Below are 22,624 nucleotides of genomic sequence, written 5' to 3' on the forward strand. Positions count from 1 at the left end.
GGACCGGAATCCTGTCCCCGGACGCGCAGGTTGTCCCCGGCTGGGAGGGAGTGTCCCCGCACGCGCAGGATGTCCCCGGCCGGGCGACACAGGGCCGCGCGGCTGCGTCAGGCCATGACCCGCGTCCACTCGTCGCGGGCGGCAAGGAAGTCACGCACCGCCTCCTGGGCGGCGGCCAGCGAGTGGTTCGCCCCCCAGCCGCACTGGACCTCGTTGGCCGCCGGCACCTCCCGGGCGGTGAGGATGTCGCGGAAGGTCGCCTCCAGCAGTGGCAGGAACTCCTCGGTCCCCACCCCCAGCATGAGGGCGTAGAAGCCGGTCTGGCAGCCCATGGGGGAGAAGTCGATGAGCCGGTCGGTGTGGTTGCGCATGAGCTCGGCGCTCAGGTGCTCGATGGAGTGCACGGCCTCCATCTCCAGGTGCGCGCGGTTGGGCTGGCAGAAGCGCACGTCGTACTTGACGAGCACGTCCCCGCCGGGCAGCTCCTTGCGGTCGGCGACGCGCACGTAGGGCGCGGCCACCTTGGTGTGGTCCAGGTTGAAGGACTCGACGTTCATCCTCGGCGTGCTCTGCTGGCTCGTCTCGCTCATGGGCTCAGCCTACGGGGCGGTCACGAGGCAGGATGGGGCCATGACTTCACTGGCACGCATCGTCACGGGGCCCGACGACGCCCCCACCCTGGTTCTGCTCCACGGCATCACCGGCTCCGCGGTCTCCCTGGCCGAAGCCATCGACCACTGGGTGGGCCGCGACTACCGGGTCGTAGCGGTCGACGCCCGCGGGCACGGCCTGTCCCCGCGGTGGGAGTCGGCCGAGCTCGAGCGGGCCGGGGAGGTCCTTGTGGAGGACCTCATCGCCGTCCTGGAGGAGTTGGAGGCCGCCTCGCGCGGCCGGGCCGCCCTGGGCCTGCCGACGCCGCCTGCCCCAGTCGTCATCGGTCACTCGATGGGTGCGGCCACCGCCATGGTGGCCGCCGTCCGTCGCCCCGACCTGCTCTGCGGCGTCGTCCTGGAGGACCCGGCCCGCTTCGGCACCCGCAGCCCGCGCGAGCTCCTGGCCCGCGGCGCCGCCCGGGAGCGGGCCCGCGCCACCGAGGTCGCCGACCTGCCGGCCGCCGTCGGCCGCGCCCTGGAGACCATGCCCGACGCCGAGGCCCTCCCGGGTGTATGGGCCTCCCAGCGCACCGACCCGGGCCTGCTGCTGTCCGGCGTCGTCGCCCCCGAGGTCCCCTGGGACGAGGCCATGGCCGCCCTCGAGGTCCCCGCCCTGCTGCTCACCGGCGACCGGCCCGGCAGCGCCCGCGTGGGCAGCGAGGGCCTGGCCGCCGCCGCCCGCAACCCCCGCATCACCCCGGTCCTCGTGCCCGGGGCCGGCCACCAGGTGCGTCGCAGCGACCCGCAGGCCTTCTACCGCGCCGTCGACACCTGGCTGGCCGAGGTCCTGCCGGTGGGCTGAGGCGGGACCGCAGGCCACCGGGGCTCCACCCGGCCGCCGGACTGCAACCGGACTGCCGCCGGAGCGCCGTCGTCACACCGTAGCCACGCTGTCGCCACGCCGTCGCGCCACTGCCGCGTCACCACCGCGACCGCGGAAAGGGGGAGAGCTCCCACGGCGCGCACAGGCCCGTCGGGGCGCTGCGCGCCGCCCGTCCGTGGGAGGATGCGCCCATGGCAGCTGTGTCGGAAAAAGCTCGGAAGGCCGCCGTTCCCCTCCCCGGGGAGCGCACGCAGGGGGAGACCATCGCCTATCTCCTGGCGGCACTGACCATTGGCGCGGTGGGGCTCTATCTCATCCAGGACCTCTTCGCCCCGGCCTTCTTCGCCCTCACCCTCGTGGTGACGGTCCGGCCGCTGGTGTCCTGGATGACGCGCCACCGGGTGCCGCGCGTGGTCGCGGCGACGGCGGCGATTGCGCTCATCTTCGCCTTCGTCGTTCTGCTGTTCGCGGCACTGGCCGTCGCCGTCGCCCAGCTCGTCGACACCCTGCCGCAGTACGCCCCCAAGTTCCAGGCGATCTGGAAGCAGGTCGAGACCCAGCTCAACGGCATGGGGGTCGACCAGTCCGCGGTGCTCAAGCAGGTCACCAACGTCCTGGACACCTCCCAGCTCGTCATGGTGGCTCAGTCGGTCCTGGGGCAGCTGACCTCGGCCAGCGCGATGATGGGCGTCATGTCGATGGTGGTCGTCTTCCTCATGTTCGACACCGCCAAGATCGAGATCCGCACCGCGGCCCTCGGTGTCCTTAAGCCGGGTATGGCCTCCGCTCTGGTGTCCTTCTGTGAGGCGGTGCGCTCCTACTGGATGGTCTCGACGGTCTTCGGTCTCATCGTGGCCGTCATCAACGCGGTCACCCTGTGGTACCTGAACGTGCCGATGGCCATCACCTGGGGCGTGGTCTCCTTCATCACCAACTACATCCCGAATATCGGCTTCGTCCTGGGCGTGGTGCCGCCGGCGATCCTGGGGCTGGTGGACTCCGGCCCTTGGACGGCGCTGTGGGTGGTGCTGTCCTACACGGCGGCCAACTTCGTCATCCAGTCCCTCATCCAGCCCAAGTTCACTGGGGACGCGGTGGGGCTCAATACGACGACGACCTTCCTGTGCCTGCTGTTCTGGTCCACCGTCACCGGTGCGTTGGGGACGATCCTGGCGGTGCCGCTGACCCTGTTCGTCAAGGCCCTCCTCATCGACTCCGACCCGCGCTCGCGCTGGGTGGGGATCTTCCTGTCCGCCGGCGACTCGCCCGTGCGCGACCCCGATGAGCTCGACCAGGGCGTGCTCGACCAGCTCGACCTCGACGGCGACGGCGTCGGCGAGGCCGACCCCGACTACGGCCGGGCCGTCGTCGAGAAGCACGCAGAGGTCATCAAGGAGCGTGAGAAGGCCGGCAAGTCGGCCGCGCGCGCCGACGGCGACGACGTCGGTGCCTCCGCGCCCGCGGACTCGAGCCGGGCCACCAAGGACTGAGCTCAGGCCTGCGCCCCGGCGCACTGATGGCCGCAGGGCGAGCCTGGCGCTCAGGGAATCGGCGACTGCGTTTCGCCCCGAGAACGTACTTCTCCTCCAGATCACTGAGGTCCGTCCCCAGTCATCTGGAGGAGAACGCAGTCCTCGTGCAGAAAGTACGTTCTCGACGACGTGGCCTCCGGCCCGGCCGGGTGTGTGCCGGAGCCCTCCGGCTCAGTCCTCGGCGCGGCCGGACAGCTTCCCGGACGGCTCCTCGACCGGCGCCCCGCGGCCCTCAGGGCTGGCGGGCCAGGTCCGCGGCGCCGACGAGCCCGGCCTCCTGACCGCCCTCGGCCAGGACCACCGGGATGGCGGGGCGGTGGGTGCCGGCCGTGAGGTTCTCGGCGAAGGCCTTGCGCGTGGGGGCGAGCAGGATGTCGCCGGCCTCGGCCAGACCGCCGGCGATGACGATGACCTCGGGGTCCAGCAGCGCGCACATGTCGGCCAGTCCCACCCCCAGCCAGCGGGTGAGCTGCTCGTAGCACTCCAGGGCGGCGGGGTCCCCCTCGCGGGCCGCGGCGGTGACGGCCTTGCCGGAGATGTGCTCCGGGTTGCCGCCGGAGAGCTCGATGATGCGGGCCGCGTAGTCGGGGCGGAACTGCGCCAGCTCCCAGGCGTTGATGCCCAGGGCCGTGCCGGCGCTGTAGCGCTCCAGGCACCCGCGCAGGCCGCACCCGCAGGGGCGGCCGCCGGGAACGACGTTGAGGTGCCCGATCTCCCCGCCGAATCCGGCCGCCCCGCGCAGGAGGTGCCCGTCGACGATGATGGCCCCGCCCACGCCGGTGCCGATGGCCACGATGAGGGCATTGCGCTTGCCGCGGGCCGCCCCGAAACGGGCCTCGGCCCACCCGAAGGCATTGGCGTCGTTCTCGACGACGACGGGCAGGCCCACGCCCTCGGAGACGACGTCGCCGATCCGCATCCCGGTCCAGTCCAGGTTGGTGCCGTGCGCCATCGTGTTGCGGTCGGAGGACACGAAGCCTGCCGCCCCGATGCCCACGGTGGCCACGTCGGGGAAGTCCTCCCGCAGCCGGCGCACCACCGTCGTGATCGTGTCAATGATCGCCTGGCGGTCGGCGGCGGGGGAGTCGCGCCGAATCGTCTGAAGAACCTTCCCCTCGTCGTCGACGACGCCGGCCGCGATCTTCGTTCCGCCGACATCCACTCCGATGCTCAGTGCCATGCTCGCGCTCCTTGGTGAAACGACCGTTGCTGACGTCGCTGCTTGCGTCGTTGCTCGTCAGACGATCAATGGGATAAGTGGTGGAAGAATAGCGTCCCCCGGCCTGCCCATGGGGCGAGTCGGGGGAGGAGCCCCGGGGTGGGGCGGGCGGCGGGCGCCGAGGGGCGCCGTCGGCGTTCCGCTGCGCGGCGGTCAGTGCGCCGACGCCGGTGCCGCCGGGCTCGTCGGGCTCGCGGTCCCGGTAGCGCCCTGGGCCTCCTTGGCCTTGGCGGCCTGGCTCTTGACGACGGCCGTCATGTAGTCGGCGTCCTTGTACCCGTTGATGTAGGTCTCGCCCACGATCATGAACGGGGTTCCCTGAATGCCGATGGAGTGGACGTGCTGGGTGGACTCGGAGACGGCCTTGACGGTCTCGGCGGCAGTCATGTCGGTGCGGAACTTCGACAGGTCCGCCACCCCGGCCTTCTTGGCGAAGTCGACCAGGGAGTCCTCGGTGTAGGCCGGGTGGCCCTTGGGGTCGGCGGCGGCGTAGACGGCGTCGTGGAACTCCCAGAACTTGCCCTGCTTGGCGGCGGCTCGCCCGGCCTGGGCGGCCAGGGGTGAGGTCTCGCTGATCTGGGCCAGGTCGCGCCACTCGATGCGCAGCGTGCCCTCCTCCACCAGCTTGTTCAGCTCGGGCTCGACATTCTGGGCGAACTGGGTGCAGAAGGGGCAGGCGAAGTCGGAGTAGATGACCATGACGACCGGCGCGTCGACCTTGCCCTTGGCCTGGCCGTCGGCCGGGTCGCGGTGGATCTCGGAGTGGATGAGCTCGAGGGTCTGCTGGTCGGCGACCGGCGGGGCCGGTACGGGCTCGGGGACCGCGGCGGCCGAATCGGAGGAGGAGGCGGGCGCCTGGCTGGCGGCGGCGGCTTGATGGCGGCGGGAGGCGACGTTCTGCAGCAGCACGGCGGCGAGGACGGCCAGGATGACGGCGATGACCACGAGGGTGATGACCGTGGCGCGGTTGGTCTTCGACTGCGTCTGCGTCGGCGTCGAAGAAGGCGGCTGAACACTCATGGCAGCGAGTCTGTCAGAGGAGACAGGCCCCGCAATACGCCTGATATGGCTGATGAGAGCACAGTTCGTCACAGCCGTCTCAGGCCGATCTCGGCAGGCCCGCCAACCTCACGGGGCGCTCACGAGCCGCTTACGGCACGCTCACGAAGGTCACCGAAAATCATCGGCCCCGGAGGCGCCGTCGTCCATCCCCGACCCACACACTTCGACCGAATCTTCATTATCGACCCGGAGCCGCGTCGTTTGTGAAGTTTTGGTCGAAGTGAGGCGGGGTCCCGGCCGGGCGGTGCTCTAACGCAGGGCTGCGCCGGCAGCCAGTCCTAGTCCGACGGCGCCCAGCGTCGCCGCCGTCATGAGGGTCGCGTGCGCCAGGGCCGGCCCCCACCGCCCGGCCAGCAGCAGGCGTGCCCCCTCGACGCAGGCCGTGGAGAAGGTCGAGTACCCGCCCAGGAAGCCGGTCCCCAGGAAGGTGAGCGCGGTGGCGGCCCAGGTCCCGGAGTGCGGCGGGTCTGCCGTCCAGCCCACGAGCAGGCCCATGAGGAGGCAGGCGGTCACGTTGACGACGACCGTGCCCCACGGCATCCGCAGCATCCGCGACATGCAGGGCGCCCGCACCCCGGAACGACGCCGCTGCTGCTGGCCTCCCGCCGCAGCCTCCTGGGCGACTCGGCTGCTGAGGTGGCTGATGGAGGTGTCCACGCCCCAGCGACAGGCCGCCCCCATCCCGCCGGCCAGTGCCAGGGGGAGCCAGTCGGCGAGCCAGGTCCCCAGCCCGGCGGCGGCCCCGCTCATGACACCTCCGGGAGAGGGCAGCTGCCCGTTCGGTCCGCACTGCCGGCGCCGCCCGGGCGGCGCAGACGGTCGGCCAGCCACAGCCCGAGGCCGGCCGCCACCAGCCCGGCCACCATCGACCCCACCAGGTAGGCGGTGCCGAGGACCGGGTGGCCGCTGCCCCCACCCGAGGTCAGGAGCCGGTGGCTCTCCAGGATGAAGGTCGAGTGCGTTGTCAGCCCGCCCAGGACCCCTGTGCCCAGGGCCAGTCGCAGGCGGGGGCGGCCTTCGCCGAGCGCCCCCAGCAGCAGCCCCAGGGCGAGGGCCCCGACGACGTTGAGGGCCAGGGTCGTGACCGGCAGGTGCCCGGGGGAGGCGGGCCAGGTCCGCTCCAGGGCAGCGCGCACCAGCGTGCCCGCGCATCCGCCGGCGGCGACCAGGGCCAAGGAGGCGGTCACGGATGGGGCCCGCCCGGCCGCTGAGGGGGAGGTGGCTACGGACGGGGCGAGGGAGGTGGCCTCGGATGAGGCCTGCCCGGCCGCCTGCGGGGAGTCGGTCGCCGGTGGGGAGTCTGCGGCGGCTCCCGAGGCGGAGCTGGCTGCCGAGGGGGACGCAGCCACGGACGGGGCCGGGTCAGTCCCCGGCCCAGCAACCGGCCCAGCAACCGGCCCAGCACCCGGCCCGGTCCCCGGGCGGGTGACGGCCCCCGGCGCGGAATCGCTCCCGGTCTCGGAGGCGCCGCGGGTTCCGGTGCCGGCGCCGGGGTCGGCCTCAGCCATTGCGCTTGGCGATCTGGTAGTTGTCCTTGTTGTAGATGAGGGTGTAGGTGGCCCCCTGCTTGGAGTGCTTCTTGCCCCAGGCGGCGGCATCGCTACTGCCCCACTGGTTGGCGCTGGTCGGGGTCATGACGATGTACTCCTTGTCGGGGCCGCTCGTGCCCGCCCAGGAGACCTCGGCCCGGGGCACCAGGTAGGCCAGCAGCGACAGGTCGGTGACCACCGTGGCCCCCTCGGGGATCGTGGCGATGACCTCGTGGGCGACGGCCACCCGATGCGTCTCGGTTCTCTTCGCCTCGTCGCTCTGCTTGGCCTCGGCGGCGAGCGGGTCGAAGTTCTTGTTGGTGGCCTGCCACAGCGGGAGGTAGGGGGCGGTCAGCACCCCGGTGGCCACCGCGGTGAGGATGCTCGTGGCCACCACGAAGCGGTGCCGCATCGGCACCGTGAGCCAGGTGGGGAAGGCGGTCGGGCGCCGGCGCGGGCCGTCGACGTCGGACTCGCCGGCGGTGCCTGCCTCCCCGGAGGCCAGGGTGGCCCGGGCGGAGCGCTCCATGACCGCTCGGCCATCGACCCCCACCTGCCTGACGGGGTGGTCGGCCACGTAGGAGCCGTGCGCCCGGCGCCGGGCGACGACGTCGAGCAGCGCCCCCAGCGCGATGGGCATGAGGGTGGCGTTGTAGTGCCAGTTGTCCCACACCCAGTAGAACTCCACCGACCCCAGGAACCGCCACGCCAGCGTCGGCAGCACCACGAGCAGCCACGGCGAGGTGACCCCGACGATTCCGCTGGTGAGGATCAGCATGACGACCACCGTGGCCTTCTGGGTCAGGGCGTCGGGTGAGGTGGGCTGGTCCTGTGAGCTCAGGCCGTAGTCCCACACCCCGTTGATGTTGAAGGCCGGCAGGAACACCTGGATCGCGAAGAGGAAGGCCGCGATCCCGCCGACGATCATGCCCACGCCCAGGCGCAGCCCCCGACGCCGGTTGCGGGCGGCATCGTCCTTGGGAGCGCTTCCAGCGGAGTTCCCAGCAGCATCCCCAGCGGCGTCGAGGCCGTCGGCCCCACGGCCACCGGGCCGGATGACCGTGCACGTGCGATACCAGGCCGGGACCGCTGAGGTGAGGATGACGGCCACTCCGATCATGAGCACCGTCAACCCCATGTCCTCCTTGACCAGGACCAGGGGCGCCGACCAGGCCGTCACCGCCCCCCAGCGCCGCTCCACGAAGGCCACCGAGGCGTAGGCCAGCAGCGGCATCGCGAAGGCGATCTCGTGGAACTGCGCCGCCACGGCCCCCTGCATCCCCCAGGACAGGACGTAGACGAGCCCCAGCCCACCGGCCACCCACTCATTCGTCAGGCGGCTGGCCAGGCGGGTCAGCGGCCAGGCCGAGAACGCCAGCAGCAGGTCCTGAGTGATGAGCAGGCTCAGAGGAGTGGGGAAGAGCCGCCAGATCGGCCCCAGCAGAATGAGGATCGGGTGGAAGTGGTCACCCAGGAGGTTGTATCCGTCACCCTTGACCGGCACGATCGGGGTCTGGAAGTGGGCGTAGGCCTTGGCCAGCTCGGAGAAGATCGCCAGATCCCAGCTGGGCACCGGCCTCATCGTCTCCCACTGGACGATCGAGTAGTAGATCATCACCCAGGCGCCGATGACGACGACGATCGCAGCCGGAATCGAGTGGCGGATCTGCTCCTTGAGGTTCACGGCGCCGAGCCTACCCGTGTGAATCGGGGATGAACCTGGTAGCGCTAGGCTCGTGGCGTCACCCACGATCAGGAGACGAGATGCCCCTCACGCCGCCGCCCGCCGATTCCACCTCGGCGGCCGAGTCCTCGCCGCCTCAGCGGCCTGACCTCGACCAGATGGTGGACCACGACGCCGAGCCCCAGCTCCAGCGCCACCTCACCAACCGCCACGTCCAGCTCATCGCCATCGGCGGGGCCATCGGAACCGGGCTGTTCATGGGGTCGGGGAAGACGATCTCCCTGGCCGGTCCCGGGGTGTTCCTCGTCTACGCGGTCATCGGCGCCATCCTCTTCCTGGTCATGCGGGCCCTGGGCGAGGTGCTGCTGTCCAACCTGTCCTACAAGTCCTTCGCCGACGTCGCCCACGACCTCATCGGCCCGTGGGCGGGCTTCTTCGTGGGCTGGACCTACTACGTGTGCTGGCTGGTGACGGCCGTGGCCGAGGTCATCGTCATCACCGGCTACGTGAGGTTCTGGTGGCCACACCTGCCTCTGTGGATCACGCCAGTGGTGACCGTGGTCCTGCTGTTCGGCCTCAACCTCGCCACCGTCAAGGCCTTCGGGGAGATCGAGTTCTGGTTCTCCATCATCAAGATCGTGGCCATCATGGCGCTCGTCGTCGTCGGTGTCCTCATGGTGCTGCGCGGGTTCACGGCGCCCAACGGCGCCCACGCCCAGTTCTCCAACATCTGGAGCGGCGGGCTCTTCCCCAACGGTCTGAGCGGGTTCTTCGGGGCCTTCCAGATCGCCATCTTCGCCTTCGTGGGCACCGAGCTCGTGGGGACCGCGGCCGCCGAGGCCAAGGACCCGGAGGTCACCCTGCCCCGGGCCATCAACGCCATCCCGGTGCGCATCGTCCTGTTCTACCTGGGTGCGCTCGCGGCCATCATGGCCGTCACCCCGTGGCAGGAGATCAACCCCGAGGCAAGCCCCTTCGTGGCCATGTTCGCCCTGGCGGGGCTCGGCGTGGCCGCCAGCGTCGTCAACTTCGTGGTGCTCACGGCCGCGGCGTCGTCGGCCAACTCCGGGGTCTACTCCACCTCTCGGATGCTCTTCGGCCTGTCCTGGGCGGACAACGCCCCCCACGTCTTCCGCAAGCTGACGGCCCGTTCGGTGCCGGGTGTGTCCCTGGCCGTCACCTGCGCCAGCCTGCTCACCTCGATCCCGCTGCTCTACACCTCCAAGTCCATCATCGCGGCCTTCACGACGGTGACCACGGTGGCCAGCGTCCTGTTCATCCTCGTGTGGTGCGTCATCGTCGTGAGCTACCTGCGGTTCCTCACCCTGCGGCCCGAGCTTCACCGCGCCAGCACCTTCCGCCTGCCCGGTGAGCGTGGGGCGGCCTGGCTGTGCCTGGGCTTCTTCGCCTTCGTCATCTGGACCCTCACTCAGGCCCACGACACTCGCATCGCGGTCTTCGCCTCGCCCCTGTGGCTGGTGGTGCTGGGCGTGGCCTGGCTCGTCCACAGCAGCCGGCTCGCCAGGCAGCAGGAGCTCCAGTCATGAGTGCCGGTGGCGGTGGGTCAGTGACACCGGAGCCGTCGGTCGGGCCGACGTCGTCGGCCTGCCTGGAGGAGCTGCTCGCATACGGGGTGGCTGCGGTCCGCCAGGCGGCCGCCTTCGCCCTGGACCCGGGTGAGGAGCTGCGCATCGAGGCCAAGGCCCACCGCAACGACCTGGTCACCCAGGTCGATCGCGGCGTCGAGGAGCGCATCGCCGGCCACTTGGAGGCCACGGGCGTCCCCATCCACGGTGAGGAGGCGCACCGTGTCGAGGACTTCGAGACCTACCGCGGGCGGGCCTGGGTGCTCGACCCCATCGACGGGACCCTCAACTACGTGGCCACCCACCGCGACTGGGCCATCTCCCTGGCCCTGGTCGACGACGGCGTGCCCACGCTCGCCGTCCTCGCCGACCCCGTGGCGGGCCGGCTCTACACGGCCATCCGCGGGCGGGGCGCATGGGTGCAGCCGCTTCTGACGGGGTTGGCGGGCGACGACGACGCGGCGCCGCGGGCCCTGGAGCGGGTGGAGGACCTGCCCTTGAGTGAGGGCATGCTCATCGCCCACTACCAGCTCACGCAGGACGCGGGCATCGGCCAGGCCATCGAGGCCTCGCGCGGCATGCGCTGCTACGGGGCGGCCGCCCTGGAGATGGCGGAGGTGGCCGCGGGCGGCGCGGTCGTCTACGCCCAGCCGCGGCTCCAGCCCTGGGACGTCGCGGCCGGTGCGCTGCTGTGCACCGAGACCGGCGCGGTCCTCACCCGGATGGACGGGGCGCCCTTCGACGTGCGCCGCGCCGGCTCGCTCCTCGTGGGCACCCCGACCGCCCACGCCGAGGTGCTGGGGCACCTGCGCGCCGTCGGGGCCTGAGGCTCGCTGCGGCGGGCCAGGAGCCCACCTTCGTGCGGTCGAGGGTTATGCCGCGAGATCGAGGGGGAAAGGGTGCGACCGCGCGACCTACCCTACGACCGCGCGGTCGTGCAGCCGGGTGAGCGCTGTGCACAGGTGGTCGCCCCGGTGTTAATCTGTGTGGCGGTCGTTTAGGTCTGGGGTGCATGCCGCCACCCGGGAACCCTCGCGAAAGGTGCGCCATGTGAGGCAGACACTCGTCTTGCTGCTGATCTGCACCGCCAGCTTCATGAACGTCCTGGACGTCACGGTCGTCTCCGTCGCGCTGCCTGACATGGGGGCCGCACTGGGGGCGTCGCTGAGCGAGCTCCAGTGGGTCGTCAACGCCTACACCCTGCCGCTGGGGACACTCCTCATGTCGGCGGCGACGCTGAGCGGGTCTGTGGGGCGGCTGCGCCTCTTCCGCTGGGGTGTTGTCCTGTTCACGGCCGGCTCCCTGGTCTGCGCGCTGGCGCCGTCGGTCGGTGTCCTGGACTGGAGCCGCTTCATTCAGGGGGTCGGTGGCGCGATCTTCCTGGGCGTCGGCGTCCCCATGATCTCGGACCGCTACCAGGCCGGCCCCGCCCGGGCGCGGGCGATCGGTGTCTACGGCGCGGTCTCCGGTGCGGCGATCGCCCTGGGACCGCTCCTTGGCGGAGGGCTCGTGCTGATGGCGGGCTGGCGCTCGATTTTCTGGGTCAACGTCCCGGTGGGCCTGGCGGTCTGGCTCGGATCGCGCTGGGTTCCCGAGGTCGGCGCGGACCGGGGCGGCGCTGCGGGCAAGGCGGCATCCAGGAAGGTCGACTGGCCGGGCACGGTGCTGTGCGTCGCCATGACGGGGGCGCTCACGCTGGCGCTCCTCCAGGGCAACACGTGGGGATGGGCCTCGCCCGTGATCGTCTCCCTGCTGGCCGGCTCGGCGGTGCTGCTCGCCGCGTTCTGCCTCGTCGAGAGACGATCGGCCAGCCCCATGGTCGACGTCTCGATCCTCACCGAACCCACCTATGCCGGCAGCGTCCTGGTCGGCTTCATCATCCAGGCGGCCCTCATCGGGCCAATGGCCTTCCTGTCCCTGTACGCGCAGAACATCTACCGGCTCACCCCCGCCCAGACCGGACTGTGCTTCCTGCCCTTCAGCGCCTCCGCCCTCATCGTGGCCGCCACCTGCGGGGGAGCGGTCAGACGCCACGGAGCCAGGGCGAGCTTGCTGGGAATCGTGCTGGGCGGCGTCATCGGCTCCTGCCTGCTCATGCTCCTGCGCGGATCGAGTACCTGGCTGGTCCTCATTCCCGGGCTCGTCCTGGCGGGGGCCGCCACCGGGGCCACCGGGACGATCGTCAACCAGCTGGCGGTCTCCTCGGCCGATGAGGACACCGCCGGGATGACCTCAGGGTTCTCCGCCTCCGCTCGGCAGCTCGGCATCGTCATGGGGGTCGCGGTCATGGGTGTGAGCTATGAGCGCGTCATCCGGAGCGTGATGACGATGGCCCCTCAGATCGGTGTCCTGGGGCGGACTGCGGATCGGGAGCGTCTCATCTCCCTGGTGGCCTCCGGCAAGGGGCTGCGGGCCCTGGACGGATGGCCCACCGCCATGACGGCTGACATGCGCTCCCACCTGGCACCGCTGGTCCGCTCCGCCACGGATGCGGGGCTCGGCGTCAGCCTGGGGGTGGGGGCCGCGGTGATGCTCGCCGTCGCGATCCACCTGGCCCTGACCGTCCCCGGACGGCGCCAGAAGGGCGAGGTCTCGCACCTGTTCGCCTCGTGATCGTGCTCCCGCGCCGTCGAGGGTGATGCCGCGAGAGGGTTCAGGGCACGACCGCGTGACTTACCCTACGAACACGCCGGGCATATGGGGGACACAGGTGGCCTTCGTAAGATGCCGCGCATGACAAGAACACTAAGGCGGCGTCCGGTCGATTCAGGGCGCGCCAGCGCGGCGCAGACGTCCGCGCAGTCCTCGATGACAGGCGGCGCACCGCGCCGTCGTCGCACGGGCATCAGTGCCCTGGCGGTCCTCGTCGGCGGGTGCCTGAGCGCCTGCGGGACGGGACTGTCCGCCGCAGCGGGCGGCTCGGCCACCGTCCCGGGCCCGATTCCCTCCGGCCTGGAGTCCTTCTACCGCCAGGCCGTCAACTGGTACCCCTGCGCCGCCACCGACGGCGTGGAGAAGGCCTCCGAGAAGACCGCCCAGGCGAGTGCCTCCACGACGGCCGCCACGGCCTCGGCGCAGGCGACCGCCACCCCGAGCGCCGACGGCGCGACCGGCGCGACCGGGACGGCCGGCTCCTCCGAGGAGGAGACCGACACGGCCACCTTCAGCTGCGCCGTCATCACCGTCCCCCTGGACTACGCCAACCCCAAGGGCGAGACCATCTCGATCGCCGTGAAGAAGCGCGCCGCCACCGGCGGCCACGCCCAGGGCGCCCTGTTCATCAACCCCGGTGGTCCCGGCGACTCCGGGGTCTCCTTCGCCGAGCGGGCGAGCAACGCCTTCAGCCCCGATCTGCTCGAGGCCTACGACATCATCGGCTTCGACCCGCGCGGGGTCGGCTCCTCCACGGCCATCACCTGCTCCAGCGACGACGACTCATCCTCCGGCACCGCTGAGCCCTCCGCCTCGGCTGGGGCCACGGCCTCGCCGTCGGCCTCGGGCACGCCGTCGGCAGGTACTGAGCCCTTCACTGGGGCCTCCGCTGGGACCGCCTCGGGCGGTGAGTCCTACGAGGAGTGGGCGGAGTCGACCCGGCAGTCCTTCCAGGAGCTGACCGAGCAGTGCGCCGCCAACACCGAGCCCGCCGCCCTGCTCGACCACGTCGACACCGTCTCCTCAGCCCGGGACCTCGACATCCTGCGGGCGCTGGCCGGCCAGGAGAAGTTGAACTACCTGGGCTTCTCCTACGGCACCTACCTCGCCTCCGTCTACGCCGAGACCTTCCCCGGCAACACGGGGCGCATGGTGCTCGACGGCGCCATCGACCCCTCCCTGTCCCTCGCCGAGCAGGGACTGGGGCAGGCCAAGGGCTTCGAGCAGGCGCTGCGCACCTATGTGGACTACTGCCAGAACTCCACCGGCTGCCCGCTGAGCGGCGGCACCGACGCCGGAGTCCAGCAGATCCGCGACCTCATCACCTCCGCCAACAGCACGCCCCTGGCGACCGGTGACCCGAACCGCACCGTGACCGGCGCGGACATCGTCACCGCCCTGAGCGAGTACCTCTACACCACCGAGCAGAACTGGGAGCCCCTGAACAAAGCCCTTGACCAGGCCATCAACCACCGCGACGGCTCGGCCTTCGTGGCCTCCGAGGAGCAGGACACCTCCTCGAAGAATGACGGCGGCGGGGCCTTCCAGGCCGTCACCTGCCTGGACTACCCGGTGGAGGGCGACAAGACGACCTGGGCCGCGCAGTACGAGCAGGCCCAGCGCGAGGCCCCGATCTTCGGGAACACCGCGGTCGGCATGGACCTGGTGTGCAGCGTGTGGGGGCACAACGGCACCCGCAAGCCCACGCAGATCCATGCCCGCGGGGCGGCGCCGATCCTCGTGGTGGGAACCACCGGGGACCCGGCCACCCCGTACGCCTGGTCGAAGTCCCTGGCCGAGCAGCTCGACTCCGGCCAGCTGCTGACCTGGGAGGGCAATGGGCACACCGCCTATGGCGGCGACGCCTCCTGCGTCAACGACGCCGTCGACGCCTACCTGATCTCCGGCACCATGCCCAAGAAGGGTCTGACCTGCCACGGCAACGAGTAGGCGCGTAGCCAACGAGTCAGCGGGCGGGCCGAGGTGCACTCGGCCCGCCCGCTCACGTCACTGAGGGTGTGCGTTCGACGACCGGGGCTGCGCAGGGGCGACCTGCCGGGAGGAACGCGCGGCGGCTCAGGCGGCGGGGGCGATCTGGGTGGTGAAGTCCTCCTTGCCCTGGTTGTCAGTGATGACGGCGGTGACGGAGACCTGCTCATCGGCGGGCACGGTGGCAGTGGCCTGGGCCCCGGTGAGGATCTCCTCGGAGCCGTCAGCGCGCTGGATGTACCAGTCGATGTTTGTGATCGTGCCGTCGGAGTCGGTGGAGGCCGAGGCGTCCAGGGCCAGCTGGTCGCCATTGCGGGCAAGGGTGAAGGAACCGGCGGGGCGCGTGTTGTCCACCTGCGCCTGTGCGGCGGCGGGCAGCTCCTGCGCGGCGGCCGGCTGCTCCTGCAGGACGCCCATGATGGAGCCGGCGATGGCTTTGTGGCCGGCGGCGTTGGGGTGGAAGCGTCCGTCGTTGATGAGGCCGTCGAACCAGGAGGACTGCTTGCCGCACAGCTCGTGTCCGGCGAAGGAACCGGAGGGGTCGGCGAACCGGTAGCCGTGGCGCTGGGCCGCGGCCTTGGCGGCGGCGTTGATCTCGTTGGTCTTGGCGTTGATCCAGCGCTGATCCACCTTGGTGACGCCTTCGCAGCGCCCCGGTACTGGGAGGATCTGGCCGGCTCCCTGCGGGGTGAACATGCGCGGGTAGCCGACGGCGACGACGGTTGCGCCAGGGGCGCGGGCGGCGATGTCGGCCACGAGCGTGTCATAGCTGGTGATGCCCGCGCGCGTGGTCTTGCCGGCCAGGGCGCTGATGGCGCCGTCAACCTGCTCGGAGACCTCCTTGTTGCCGGAGCAGGTGGTGAAGGGGGCGGCGGTGATGCACTTGGAGAAGAGTGTGGAGAAGCCGGCGTCGTTGCCGCCGATGGAGAAGGTGACCAGGCTCGTGGAGGCGTTCAGGTGGTCGAGCTGGGCGGCTTCCTTCCCGGGCTGGTAGAAGTCCTTGGTGCGAGCCCCTGCGCAGGCGCCGAAGTCGAGTGTCTTGCCGGTCTGGCTGGCCACCTGGTGGGCGTAGGCACCCGCGGCCCGCTTGCACCCGTCATCGTCGTAGGGCGGTGCCCCGACTCCGGAGGCGTAGGAGTCGCCCAGGGCCACGTAGGTGTTCCCCTGGGGGGCGGAGTGGGCGGGTGAGCCGCCGCCGATGGTCCAGGCCAGGGCTGCGACAGAGGCCAGGGTGCTCAGCCGGATGAGGCCGCGACGACGCCTCCGACTGGCCCGGGCTGTTTCATGCAGCGCTGTCCGGGGTGTGGGGGAAGAGGGGGTGTGGTTGAGCATGCTGCCTCCGGTGAGTCTGTCGGTTGTGTGAAATGATTGAGAATCGAGCGTTTGACTGCGGATGAATGCGTGCGGGAGCAAGCCTATGCCGTTGAGAGGGTGTGTCAGGCGGTTTTCACGGAGCGGATGATGACTATCCGGTGCCGGGTGAGAACGGGGTGCGGCTCGGAGTACTGAAAGGTCAAGCGCATGCTGTGACGTTTGATGGCCTCGGCGAGCCAGGCGGGAGTCACGAGGTGAAGGGTGAGGGTGGACCAGTGCCCGGCCTGCCGCATGGTGACGGTCCGCAGTCCGGATGCCGGGTCGGCGTTCTCCGTGATGAGGCAGCCATCGGGAAGCCGCCAGGTCTCCGACAGTAATCCGTTGCCGACGACGTGCTGGGCGGAGACGATCAGCTGACCATCGGGGGGAAGGAGGTCGGCCGCGTGCTCGATGAGCTGTTCACGCTCCTTGTCCGTCGGCTCGGTGATTGTGCCGGCCGGCAGCAGAATGCTGGTGACGCCGTCTGCGAGGCCGTGGGAGGAGTCGTCTGTCCTGAGTAGCCAGTCGTGGCTCGCCGTCTCGATGGGGGAGACCTGCGCCGCGGGCGCCTGAGGGGAGGCGGGGTCCGTGCGCAGCTCGACGGCGCCCTGAGGGGAGGTGTCGATGGCGAGGGTCGTGCCCTGGGAGTCGGCGATGAGCCGGCGGAGGGTTGCCGCCTCGGCCGTGTCGGCGGCGATCAGTGCGCAGTATGAGGCGGCGCTCAGGAGCGGTTGAGGCGTGGAGGGGGTGGGGGAGTCGGTCATCGGTCACCTCCTGGGGGTGTCGCGGTGCTGCCGGGGTGCTCGTGCGGGTCGAATGCCTGGGGCTCTTTCCCTTATTTCATCGGCATGCGTCTTGCGAGGGGATCCTCCGATCGGGTCAGTGGGCCGAAGGAGGGGGACGGCGAGGGCGGCCCTCACCCGCGTTGGGGTCAGGGCCGCCCGCTAGGTCCTTAAAACCAGAAGGGTTTCTTCTCGCCCACAAACTTGAAGGGAAGCAGTGCGGCGAAGGAGGTGAAGGAGAAGGCGAACAAGACGAGGGACCTTTCGGAAGCAGTGGTTGATGATGGCTCTAGCCTCGCCTGCTCCAGTGGGGGAATCATCGGCTCCTCGACTCAGTCGATGGGTGGAGACCTCGTCTCGAGGAGGGCTGAGGGGGCACTCGGCCCCGCCGGTTCGTCGGGGTCTGATGCGGCGCTCAGCTGACCAGGCCGTGCTGCATGGCGAAGACGGCCGCTCCGACCCGGTCCGGGACACCGAGCTTGGCGATGATGGCAGACACGTGCGACTTGATGGTGGCCTCGCTCAGGTTCAGCCGGTTGGCGATCTGCTTGTTGGTCAGGGCCTCGCTGATGAGTGCCAGGACCTCCAGCTCGCGGGCGGACAGGGTGACGCCGAAGGGGAGGGGGGAGGCCTCCTTTCTGCTGAAGGAGGGCGGGGTGGCGTTCCCGGAGCCGGGCGAGGCGGGTTGAAGGCGCTCGCTGAGCACTGCCGAGGACTTAGGGGTGAGGACGATGTTGCCCGCCACCGCCTGCTTGATGGCGCCGGCCAGGGCGTCGACGTCGTCCTCCTTGGCCACGAAGCCGCGGACACCGGCGGCGAAGGCCTCGTTCGAGATCGAGTCGGCGATGAGCGTGCTCAGGATGATGATGGCCAGCTCGGGGTTCTCCTCATGGAGGGTCTTCGCCAGGGTGAGGCCGTCGAGCCGGGGCATCTGGACGTCGAGGAGGACGGCCTGGACCGGCTCCGTCTCGGTGGAGTGGATCAGGTCCAGCGCCTCCTGGCCGTCCTGAGCCGTCCAGGCCACGGAGATGCCCTCCTCGGTGGAGAGCAGCTGGGCCAGGGTGCGGCGTACCAAGGGGTCGTCGTCGGCGATACCGATGCGGATCATGGCAGTTCCTCCAAGGGGGCGGGGCTCGTGGTTGGCGCGGAGGGCACGGTGGCGGAGACCATCCAGGTCATATTCTCCTCCAAGGTCTCCAGAGTGCCTCCGATAGCGGTGACGCGTTCGCGCATGCCGAGGATTCCGGCGCCGGATGAGGGCAGGTCGTGGGTCGTGGAAACCCCGTTGGTCATCACCAGGTGCACCTTGCTCTCGCTCTGGACGAGGGAGGCGGTCACCGGGCGGCGCGGGTCGCCATGACGCAGGACGTTGGCCCCCATCTCACGGCAGACCCGGGACAGGGTGGTGGCCTGAAGACGGCTGCAGGGCGCCGTGGCGGTGCACTGGAAGGTGACGGAGAACCCGGAGGCGGAGAGGTCGTCGACGATGGCCCGCACGGCGCCCTCCAGATCCGTGGTCACCGTGCCCAGTCCGCCCTCGGCGCTGTCGTCGTCGCTGTCGTTGCGGCGCAGGGCGCGCAGAATGAGGCGGAGCTCGTGGAGCGCGTCAGCGGCGGTGGCCTCGATGGCGGCGAACTCCTCGTGAGCACGGTCGGGGGAGAGCTCCTTGCTGGCGGCCAGCTTGGCCCGTAGGGCCGTCTGGGACATGGAGTAGGCGACGAGATCGTGCATCTCCCGGGCCACCTCGTTGCGGATGGCCTCCAGCTGCCCGGACACCGCGGAGACCTCGCTGCGCCAGGAGTTCACGGTGACGCGGACCAGGAGTCCTGCTGGAAGTGCAATAACGAGGTCAAACAGCATGGAAGCGAAGTACGCGCCGTCCCCGGTGGCTAGCAGCACGATGACGGGTGGGGTGAGGGCGAGGGAGGCAGCGAGCCTCAGGGGGAGAAAGCGGCCCATGAGGAAGGCGGAGACGGCGTTGGTGATGGCCAGGTCCCCGGTCTCAGCGACAGGGGCCAAGCCGAGTGCTATCCACACGATGAGGTAGCCGATCGATCCGAGGCGGGGACGCAGGGGCGTCACCATCGTTGTCACGAGTGCCAGCACCAGGAAGACGATCCGCTCCGGAACGACCGAGCCCCGCAGAGTCAGCATGAGGATGAGGTTCGCCGTCCCGAAGACCGCCGCTACGGCGATGTACAGCCAGGGCTTGGCTGATGCGTACTGCCAGGCCTCCGAGGACGGCCATGAAAGCCGCGTTTGTCTGATGTTCCTATCAGTCTTATTCCCTCGGAGCACATATTTATTGTTGGTGGAGGTAACGAAGAAATCAAGGTGGCGGAAACCTCAAAGAATGGGGTGAGGGATGGGGTGAGTGTCAGGTGTCACGAGCTCCTGCCCCAGTGCGCTCTCATCCGTCACCAGGGGTGTGAGCGCTGGGTTCTCCGCACGCCCGGCATGCCAGCCGCCCTGGCGGATCCGCTGGGGGAGTGTCGGTGTCAGGTCGGTGAAGCGGGTTGATTCCACGAGGCTCTTCCACTCCGTAGCCGCGCAATTCGTCTCCGCGCAATTCGTCGTTGTAAAGGACACAGCCTGTTCTGCTGTACTGATCTTTGTCAGCCAGGTCCGAAAGGCGGTGACGTTTCCCGGGGCTCCCCACCAGGTCGCGCGGTCCGTGTCGCTGCGCAGGTGCTCGGGCCGGTCGGGACGACCAAGGGCTTCTCGCATGATCGTGAAAAGGTCCACGATCTGACATGCCTCCCGTGCGGCTGTGGCGAGATGGTTCGCTCCGAATATGGCTCCCCATACGAGCTGGTGTGGCTCTAGGAACTTGATGAGGTGATGGCACTGTGCCTCATCGCAGTGCTGGCTGAGGGCGGACGACGGTGACGTCTCGGTGCAGCCGGAGAGCTCCTCGGGGGCGAGAGAGCACATCCTGCTCAGGCACGTAGATCACCCATCTTCGTCACTGCGGTGGCGATGATGGACAGACCGACCGTCCAGGCCACGAGGAGTCCCGCGGCCAGCGGAGCCGACATGTCGCCGACAGCAGTGGCGTCCTTGATGAGCGTGAGCTGGAGGCCGCCGGGCAGGTACTGGCCCAGGTCGTTGGGCAGGGCGCGCACGATGGCCGGCTCGATGTAGGTGGTCCAGGCGACCAGGAGGAGGATGACCGGCAGCGTGCGGCGCAGCAGCCAGCCGAAGCAGGTCCCCCACGGGGCGGCCAGGGCGCTGACGGCGATGATGCCGACGACGGTGCTGACGAGATCCTCGTTCATCGTGATGCTCAGGTCACGCTGGTGGAAGATCACGAAGGTGGGAATAGTGGAGCTCAGGGCGCCGATGAGGCCGAAGAGCAGGCCGGCCGGCAAGGAGGCCAGGGCGTGGCCGGCAACGAGCCTGCCGACGCCGCGGTGCTGGGTGACTCGGGCCGCCACAGTGGCGTCGCGGAACTCGGTCGTCACCTGGGTGGCTCCCCACAGGGTGGACACCAGCAGGACGGAGAATCCGATGCGAATGAGTCGCAGGGCCACGGAGTCGACGGCGGCCTGGTTGGACAGGTCGATCTCGCTGAGGAACTTGCTGGCGTCGAAGATCGTGGCGAAGCTGCTCAGAGCGATCCCGATCACGAGGAACCACTTCAGGGAGGCCTCGGTGAGCCCTCGGCGGGTCAGAGCCCACAAGGAGCGGAACACGGACAAGCCGCTGGGGCTGGGGGCCGGCGTGGCCAGGGCCCGACCGGAGGTGATGGTCTGCGCGGAGGAAAGGACGTTGGTGGTCATGCTGCACGGCTCCTGGAGGTGGTGGAAGAGACAAGGTTGAGGTAGGCGTCCTCGAGCGTGGGGCCACCATGGTGGCGCAGCTCGTCGAGGGAGCCGTTGAAGAGGCAGCGGCGCTTGATGACGACGATGCTGTCGACCATGCGCTCAACCTCGGCGAGAATGTGGCTCGAGATGAGCAGGGCGCCGCCGGAGTCGATGTGCTGCTGGAGCACGCGGCGCAGCCAGTGGGCGCCCTCGATGTCCAGACCATTGGTCGGCTCGTCCAGAACGAGGAGCTGCGGCCGCCCCGCCATGGCGGTGGCCAGGTTGACCCGCTTGCGCTCACCCGTGGACAGGTCCTTGATCCGGCGACGCATCAGAGGATCGAGATCGAACTCGTCGACGATGCTGTCCATCTCGTCGCGTGACAGGCCGGCCGCGAGCCGGTGGTTGACGAGGTGGTTGTGGACCGTGTGGCTGGTGGGCAGCCCGGTGTTGTCGAATGCGAAGCCGATGTGGTGGGCCGCATCGGGAATGGCCAGGGGCGCGTGGCCGAACACGGAGACGCTGCCCGACGTGGGGCGAAGAAGGCCGTGGACGGCTCGCAGCGTCGTGGTCTTGCCGGCACCGTTGGGGCCGAGGAGCCCAAGAGACTGTCCGGGCTCAATGCTGAAGGTGACGTTGTCCACCGCAGTGGTGGACCGGTAGCGCTTGGTAAGATGGCTGATCTCTAGGAGTGGCTTCAGGTTCATGGTGTGTTCTCCTTACGGCGACTGAGCTGCTCCGGGCCGCTCGGGTCGCGGTGGGTCAGATGCGTGGGGGCGGTCAGCAGGGGATTTCCTCACGCAGTGCGGTGCCGGGGGAGGCAGTTGCCGTGACGTCACTACTTCACAAGAATCAGACTGTTTCCGGATCGCCTGATCGGGTGCTCGAGACTCATTCGATTGGCTAGTCCGATTGGCCGAGTAGTGGGCTACGGTCGGAAGCAGCAGATTGGTTCGGTCGGGACTGGGGTGAAGGTATGAAGGTGTGAAGCAGGTTCTTGCAGGTGCCCATGATGACCTCCCCGCAGAGGGTGAGAACCCTGTCCTCCAGGCGACGGCTCTCCACCTGAACGGGCACAGCCCGGATCTCACGTCCATACAGTGAGATCCCGGCTGTGTCGGTACCAGTGAGGAAGACGGCTGGGCACTTCATCGGCTGGTGATCTGCTTGTTTCCTCGAACGAAGGTCCAGATGGAGCCGATGCTCAGGCCTTCACCGAGCCCTGTCAGCGCGATCTGAAGCGATCCGCTCAGCTGGATGAGTGCGATGGCGGCGATGATGATGCCGGCGACGACTCCGACGACGGTGAGAGCAAGACGCATGATGTGGTTCCTTTCAGTGGGAGGTGACCACGGATGTGGTCGGGTTGGGAGAAGAAGTCGTCAAGGACAGGAATTTGGTTAGTAGCCAGAACACGGCATGTTCGGCGGCTTGAGTCACCATTGGGTTGCAAGGAGCTCAAGCCGAGGTTGGTAAGCGCGGGGGCCAACTTGCTTAGGGCATCGGGCACGGTGTTTTCATTTGGGTGCGAACGTCGCTATTCGGTGTGACGGGGGTGAGTTCCCCGTGTTGTGGTTGTCCGTCCTCTTGGATGTCATGTGAGGCTCGGTGGGCCTCCGGATCGGATGACTGAAATGAAACTCCTGTTGGCGGCGTCCCAAATCGGTGAAACGGTCGGGTCGGTCGGCTGATATCTGACGGCTGGTTGGGGGAGGCGGTGCGGGATGGGGTGGCGCGGGGCCGCCGTCTCAGTCGTCCTGCTGACACGCTCATCCGGATCTCTGGGCCGACTGATGTGCTGCAGCCGCCGGTCGGACGGCGATCCGGGCCTCGGCTCGCCGTCGGGCCTCGACGCGAAGACCCGCCCCGCCCGCGTCTCTTCACGTCTGAGACACGGGCGGGGCAGGTGTGAGGGGCTCGGAGGCGGGGATCTGTAGGCCGACGGCGGTGACCG

At 69.6% G+C, this 22,624-nt stretch carries 19 protein-coding genes; 6 read left to right on the forward strand and 13 right to left on the reverse strand.

The window, feature by feature from the left end; genetic code table 11:
- Nucleotides 1-107: 107 nt before the first annotated feature.
- A complete protein-coding gene (locus HMPREF3165_RS05005; RefSeq protein ID WP_070511280.1) occupies nucleotides 108-590 on the reverse strand; it encodes an S-ribosylhomocysteine lyase in 483 nt (160 codons plus the stop codon).
- Between the two features lie 40 nt (nucleotides 591-630).
- Between HMPREF3165_RS05005 and HMPREF3165_RS05010 the strand changes: the two genes are divergently transcribed.
- Both HMPREF3165_RS05010 and HMPREF3165_RS05015 read left to right on the forward strand, forming a co-directional pair.
- Nucleotides 631-1,455 (forward strand): alpha/beta fold hydrolase, encoded by an 825-nt coding sequence (locus HMPREF3165_RS05010; RefSeq protein ID WP_070511310.1) that lies wholly within the window; start codon nucleotides 631-633, stop codon nucleotides 1,453-1,455.
- A gap of 212 nt (nucleotides 1,456-1,667) precedes the next feature.
- A complete protein-coding gene (locus HMPREF3165_RS05015; protein ID WP_070511282.1) occupies nucleotides 1,668-2,966 on the forward strand; it encodes an AI-2E family transporter in 1,299 nt (432 codons plus the stop codon).
- Nucleotides 2,967-3,240: 274 nt separating this feature from the next.
- On the opposite strand, the gene HMPREF3165_RS05020 is transcribed toward HMPREF3165_RS05015, so the two are convergent.
- From HMPREF3165_RS05020 to HMPREF3165_RS05040, 5 genes are all read right to left on the reverse strand, one after another.
- Complete coding sequence (locus HMPREF3165_RS05020) at nucleotides 3,241-4,188, reverse strand: ROK family glucokinase (protein WP_070511284.1); 948 nt, start codon at nucleotides 4,186-4,188, stop codon at nucleotides 3,241-3,243.
- 192 nt (nucleotides 4,189-4,380) lie between these two features.
- On the reverse strand, nucleotides 4,381-5,319 hold the full coding sequence (locus HMPREF3165_RS05025) for a DsbA family protein (protein ID WP_070511286.1): 939 nt from the start codon (nucleotides 5,317-5,319) through the stop codon (nucleotides 4,381-4,383).
- A 219-nt stretch (nucleotides 5,320-5,538) separates the two neighbouring features.
- Nucleotides 5,539-6,039, reverse strand: coding sequence for a fluoride efflux transporter FluC (locus HMPREF3165_RS05030; RefSeq protein ID WP_070511288.1), 501 nt, complete (start codon nucleotides 6,037-6,039; stop codon nucleotides 5,539-5,541).
- The gene (locus HMPREF3165_RS13705; protein WP_256275032.1) at nucleotides 6,036-6,797 is read right to left on the reverse strand and encodes a fluoride efflux transporter FluC; all 762 of its coding nucleotides are present in this window, start codon (nucleotides 6,795-6,797) and stop codon (nucleotides 6,036-6,038) included. The genes HMPREF3165_RS05030 and HMPREF3165_RS13705 overlap by 4 nt, the downstream gene beginning before the upstream one ends.
- Entirely contained in the window at nucleotides 6,790-8,502 is a 1,713-nt protein-coding gene (locus HMPREF3165_RS05040; protein WP_070511290.1) for a DUF2079 domain-containing protein, read from the reverse strand. The genes HMPREF3165_RS13705 and HMPREF3165_RS05040 overlap by 8 nt, the downstream gene beginning before the upstream one ends.
- 80 nt (nucleotides 8,503-8,582) lie before the next feature.
- Between HMPREF3165_RS05040 and HMPREF3165_RS05045 the strand changes: the two genes are divergently transcribed.
- The 4 genes from HMPREF3165_RS05045 to HMPREF3165_RS05060 all read left to right on the forward strand — a co-directional run bounded on the left by HMPREF3165_RS05045 (nucleotide 8,583) and on the right by HMPREF3165_RS05060 (nucleotide 14,690).
- Nucleotides 8,583-10,049, forward strand: coding sequence for an amino acid permease (locus HMPREF3165_RS05045; protein WP_176747002.1), 1,467 nt, complete (start codon nucleotides 8,583-8,585; stop codon nucleotides 10,047-10,049).
- Entirely contained in the window at nucleotides 10,046-10,915 is an 870-nt protein-coding gene (locus tag HMPREF3165_RS05050; protein WP_070511292.1) for an inositol monophosphatase family protein, read from the forward strand. Before HMPREF3165_RS05045 ends, HMPREF3165_RS05050 begins: the two co-directional genes overlap by 4 nt.
- Before the next feature lie 223 nt (nucleotides 10,916-11,138).
- Complete coding sequence (locus HMPREF3165_RS05055; RefSeq protein WP_070511294.1) at nucleotides 11,139-12,701, forward strand: MFS transporter; 1,563 nt, start codon at nucleotides 11,139-11,141, stop codon at nucleotides 12,699-12,701.
- A gap of 111 nt (nucleotides 12,702-12,812) precedes the next feature.
- The gene (locus tag HMPREF3165_RS05060) at nucleotides 12,813-14,690 is read left to right on the forward strand and encodes an alpha/beta hydrolase (RefSeq protein WP_070511296.1); all 1,878 of its coding nucleotides are present in this window, start codon (nucleotides 12,813-12,815) and stop codon (nucleotides 14,688-14,690) included.
- 126 nt (nucleotides 14,691-14,816) lie between these two features.
- Here HMPREF3165_RS05060 and HMPREF3165_RS05065 read toward each other — a convergent pair whose 3' ends face one another.
- From HMPREF3165_RS05065 to HMPREF3165_RS13430, 7 genes are all read right to left on the reverse strand, one after another.
- Entirely contained in the window at nucleotides 14,817-16,061 is a 1,245-nt protein-coding gene (locus HMPREF3165_RS05065) for an SGNH/GDSL hydrolase family protein (RefSeq protein ID WP_070511298.1), read from the reverse strand.
- Between the two features lie 104 nt (nucleotides 16,062-16,165).
- Nucleotides 16,166-16,846 carry a hypothetical protein gene (locus HMPREF3165_RS05070; RefSeq protein ID WP_070511300.1) on the reverse strand — a complete coding sequence of 227 codons (681 nt, stop codon included), beginning with the start codon at nucleotides 16,844-16,846 and terminating at the stop codon, nucleotides 16,166-16,168.
- A 433-nt stretch (nucleotides 16,847-17,279) separates the two neighbouring features.
- Nucleotides 17,280-17,972, reverse strand: a complete 693-nt coding sequence (locus HMPREF3165_RS05075) for a response regulator (protein WP_070511302.1) — start codon at nucleotides 17,970-17,972, stop codon at nucleotides 17,280-17,282.
- Nucleotides 17,969-19,018, reverse strand: coding sequence for a sensor histidine kinase (locus HMPREF3165_RS05080; RefSeq protein WP_070511304.1), 1,050 nt, complete (start codon nucleotides 19,016-19,018; stop codon nucleotides 17,969-17,971). The genes HMPREF3165_RS05075 and HMPREF3165_RS05080 overlap by 4 nt, the downstream gene beginning before the upstream one ends.
- Before the next feature lie 785 nt (nucleotides 19,019-19,803).
- Nucleotides 19,804-20,646 carry a hypothetical protein gene (locus tag HMPREF3165_RS05090; RefSeq protein WP_070511308.1) on the reverse strand — a complete coding sequence of 281 codons (843 nt, stop codon included), beginning with the start codon at nucleotides 20,644-20,646 and terminating at the stop codon, nucleotides 19,804-19,806.
- Nucleotides 20,643-21,377, reverse strand: coding sequence for an ABC transporter ATP-binding protein (locus tag HMPREF3165_RS05095; protein ID WP_020992116.1), 735 nt, complete (start codon nucleotides 21,375-21,377; stop codon nucleotides 20,643-20,645). Before HMPREF3165_RS05095 ends, HMPREF3165_RS05090 begins: the two co-directional genes overlap by 4 nt.
- Before the next feature lie 441 nt (nucleotides 21,378-21,818).
- A complete protein-coding gene (locus HMPREF3165_RS13430) occupies nucleotides 21,819-21,992 on the reverse strand; it encodes a hypothetical protein (protein ID WP_176747003.1) in 174 nt (57 codons plus the stop codon).
- Nucleotides 21,993-22,624: the final 632 nt, after the last annotated feature.

It is taken from the genome of Actinomyces sp. HMSC08A09 (genome assembly GCF_001807465.1).
GTDB classification, from domain to species: Bacteria; Actinomycetota; Actinomycetes; order Actinomycetales; family Actinomycetaceae; genus Actinomyces; species Actinomyces oris.

Excerpts from the sequence above, each read along its gene's own strand:
- HMPREF3165_RS05005 (WP_070511280.1), bottom strand. The coding sequence starts at position 590 with ATGAGCGAGACGAGCCAGCAGAGCACGCCGAGGATGAACGTCGAGTCC.
- HMPREF3165_RS05010 (WP_070511310.1), top strand. The coding sequence starts at position 631 with ATGACTTCACTGGCACGCATCGTCACGGGGCCCGACGACGCCCCCACC.
- HMPREF3165_RS05015 (WP_070511282.1), top strand. The coding sequence starts at position 1,668 with ATGGCAGCTGTGTCGGAAAAAGCTCGGAAGGCCGCCGTTCCCCTCCCC.
- HMPREF3165_RS05020 (WP_070511284.1), bottom strand. The coding sequence starts at position 4,188 with ATGGCACTGAGCATCGGAGTGGATGTCGGCGGAACGAAGATCGCGGCC.
- HMPREF3165_RS05030 (WP_070511288.1), bottom strand. The coding sequence starts at position 6,039 with ATGAGCGGGGCCGCCGCCGGGCTGGGGACCTGGCTCGCCGACTGGCTC.
- HMPREF3165_RS13705 (WP_256275032.1), bottom strand. The coding sequence starts at position 6,797 with ATGGCTGAGGCCGACCCCGGCGCCGGCACCGGAACCCGCGGCGCCTCC.
- HMPREF3165_RS05045 (WP_176747002.1), top strand. The coding sequence starts at position 8,583 with ATGCCCCTCACGCCGCCGCCCGCCGATTCCACCTCGGCGGCCGAGTCC.
- HMPREF3165_RS05050 (WP_070511292.1), top strand. The coding sequence starts at position 10,046 with ATGAGTGCCGGTGGCGGTGGGTCAGTGACACCGGAGCCGTCGGTCGGG.
- HMPREF3165_RS05060 (WP_070511296.1), top strand. The coding sequence starts at position 12,813 with ATGCCGCGCATGACAAGAACACTAAGGCGGCGTCCGGTCGATTCAGGG.
- HMPREF3165_RS05065 (WP_070511298.1), bottom strand. The coding sequence starts at position 16,061 with ATGCTCAACCACACCCCCTCTTCCCCCACACCCCGGACAGCGCTGCAT.
- HMPREF3165_RS05070 (WP_070511300.1), bottom strand. The coding sequence starts at position 16,846 with ATGACCGACTCCCCCACCCCCTCCACGCCTCAACCGCTCCTGAGCGCC.
- HMPREF3165_RS05075 (WP_070511302.1), bottom strand. The coding sequence starts at position 17,972 with ATGATCCGCATCGGTATCGCCGACGACGACCCCTTGGTACGCCGCACC.
- HMPREF3165_RS05080 (WP_070511304.1), bottom strand. The coding sequence starts at position 19,018 with ATGCTGACTCTGCGGGGCTCGGTCGTTCCGGAGCGGATCGTCTTCCTG.
- HMPREF3165_RS05090 (WP_070511308.1), bottom strand. The coding sequence starts at position 20,646 with ATGACCACCAACGTCCTTTCCTCCGCGCAGACCATCACCTCCGGTCGG.
- HMPREF3165_RS05095 (WP_020992116.1), bottom strand. The coding sequence starts at position 21,377 with ATGAACCTGAAGCCACTCCTAGAGATCAGCCATCTTACCAAGCGCTAC.
- HMPREF3165_RS13430 (WP_176747003.1), bottom strand. The coding sequence starts at position 21,992 with ATGCGTCTTGCTCTCACCGTCGTCGGAGTCGTCGCCGGCATCATCATC.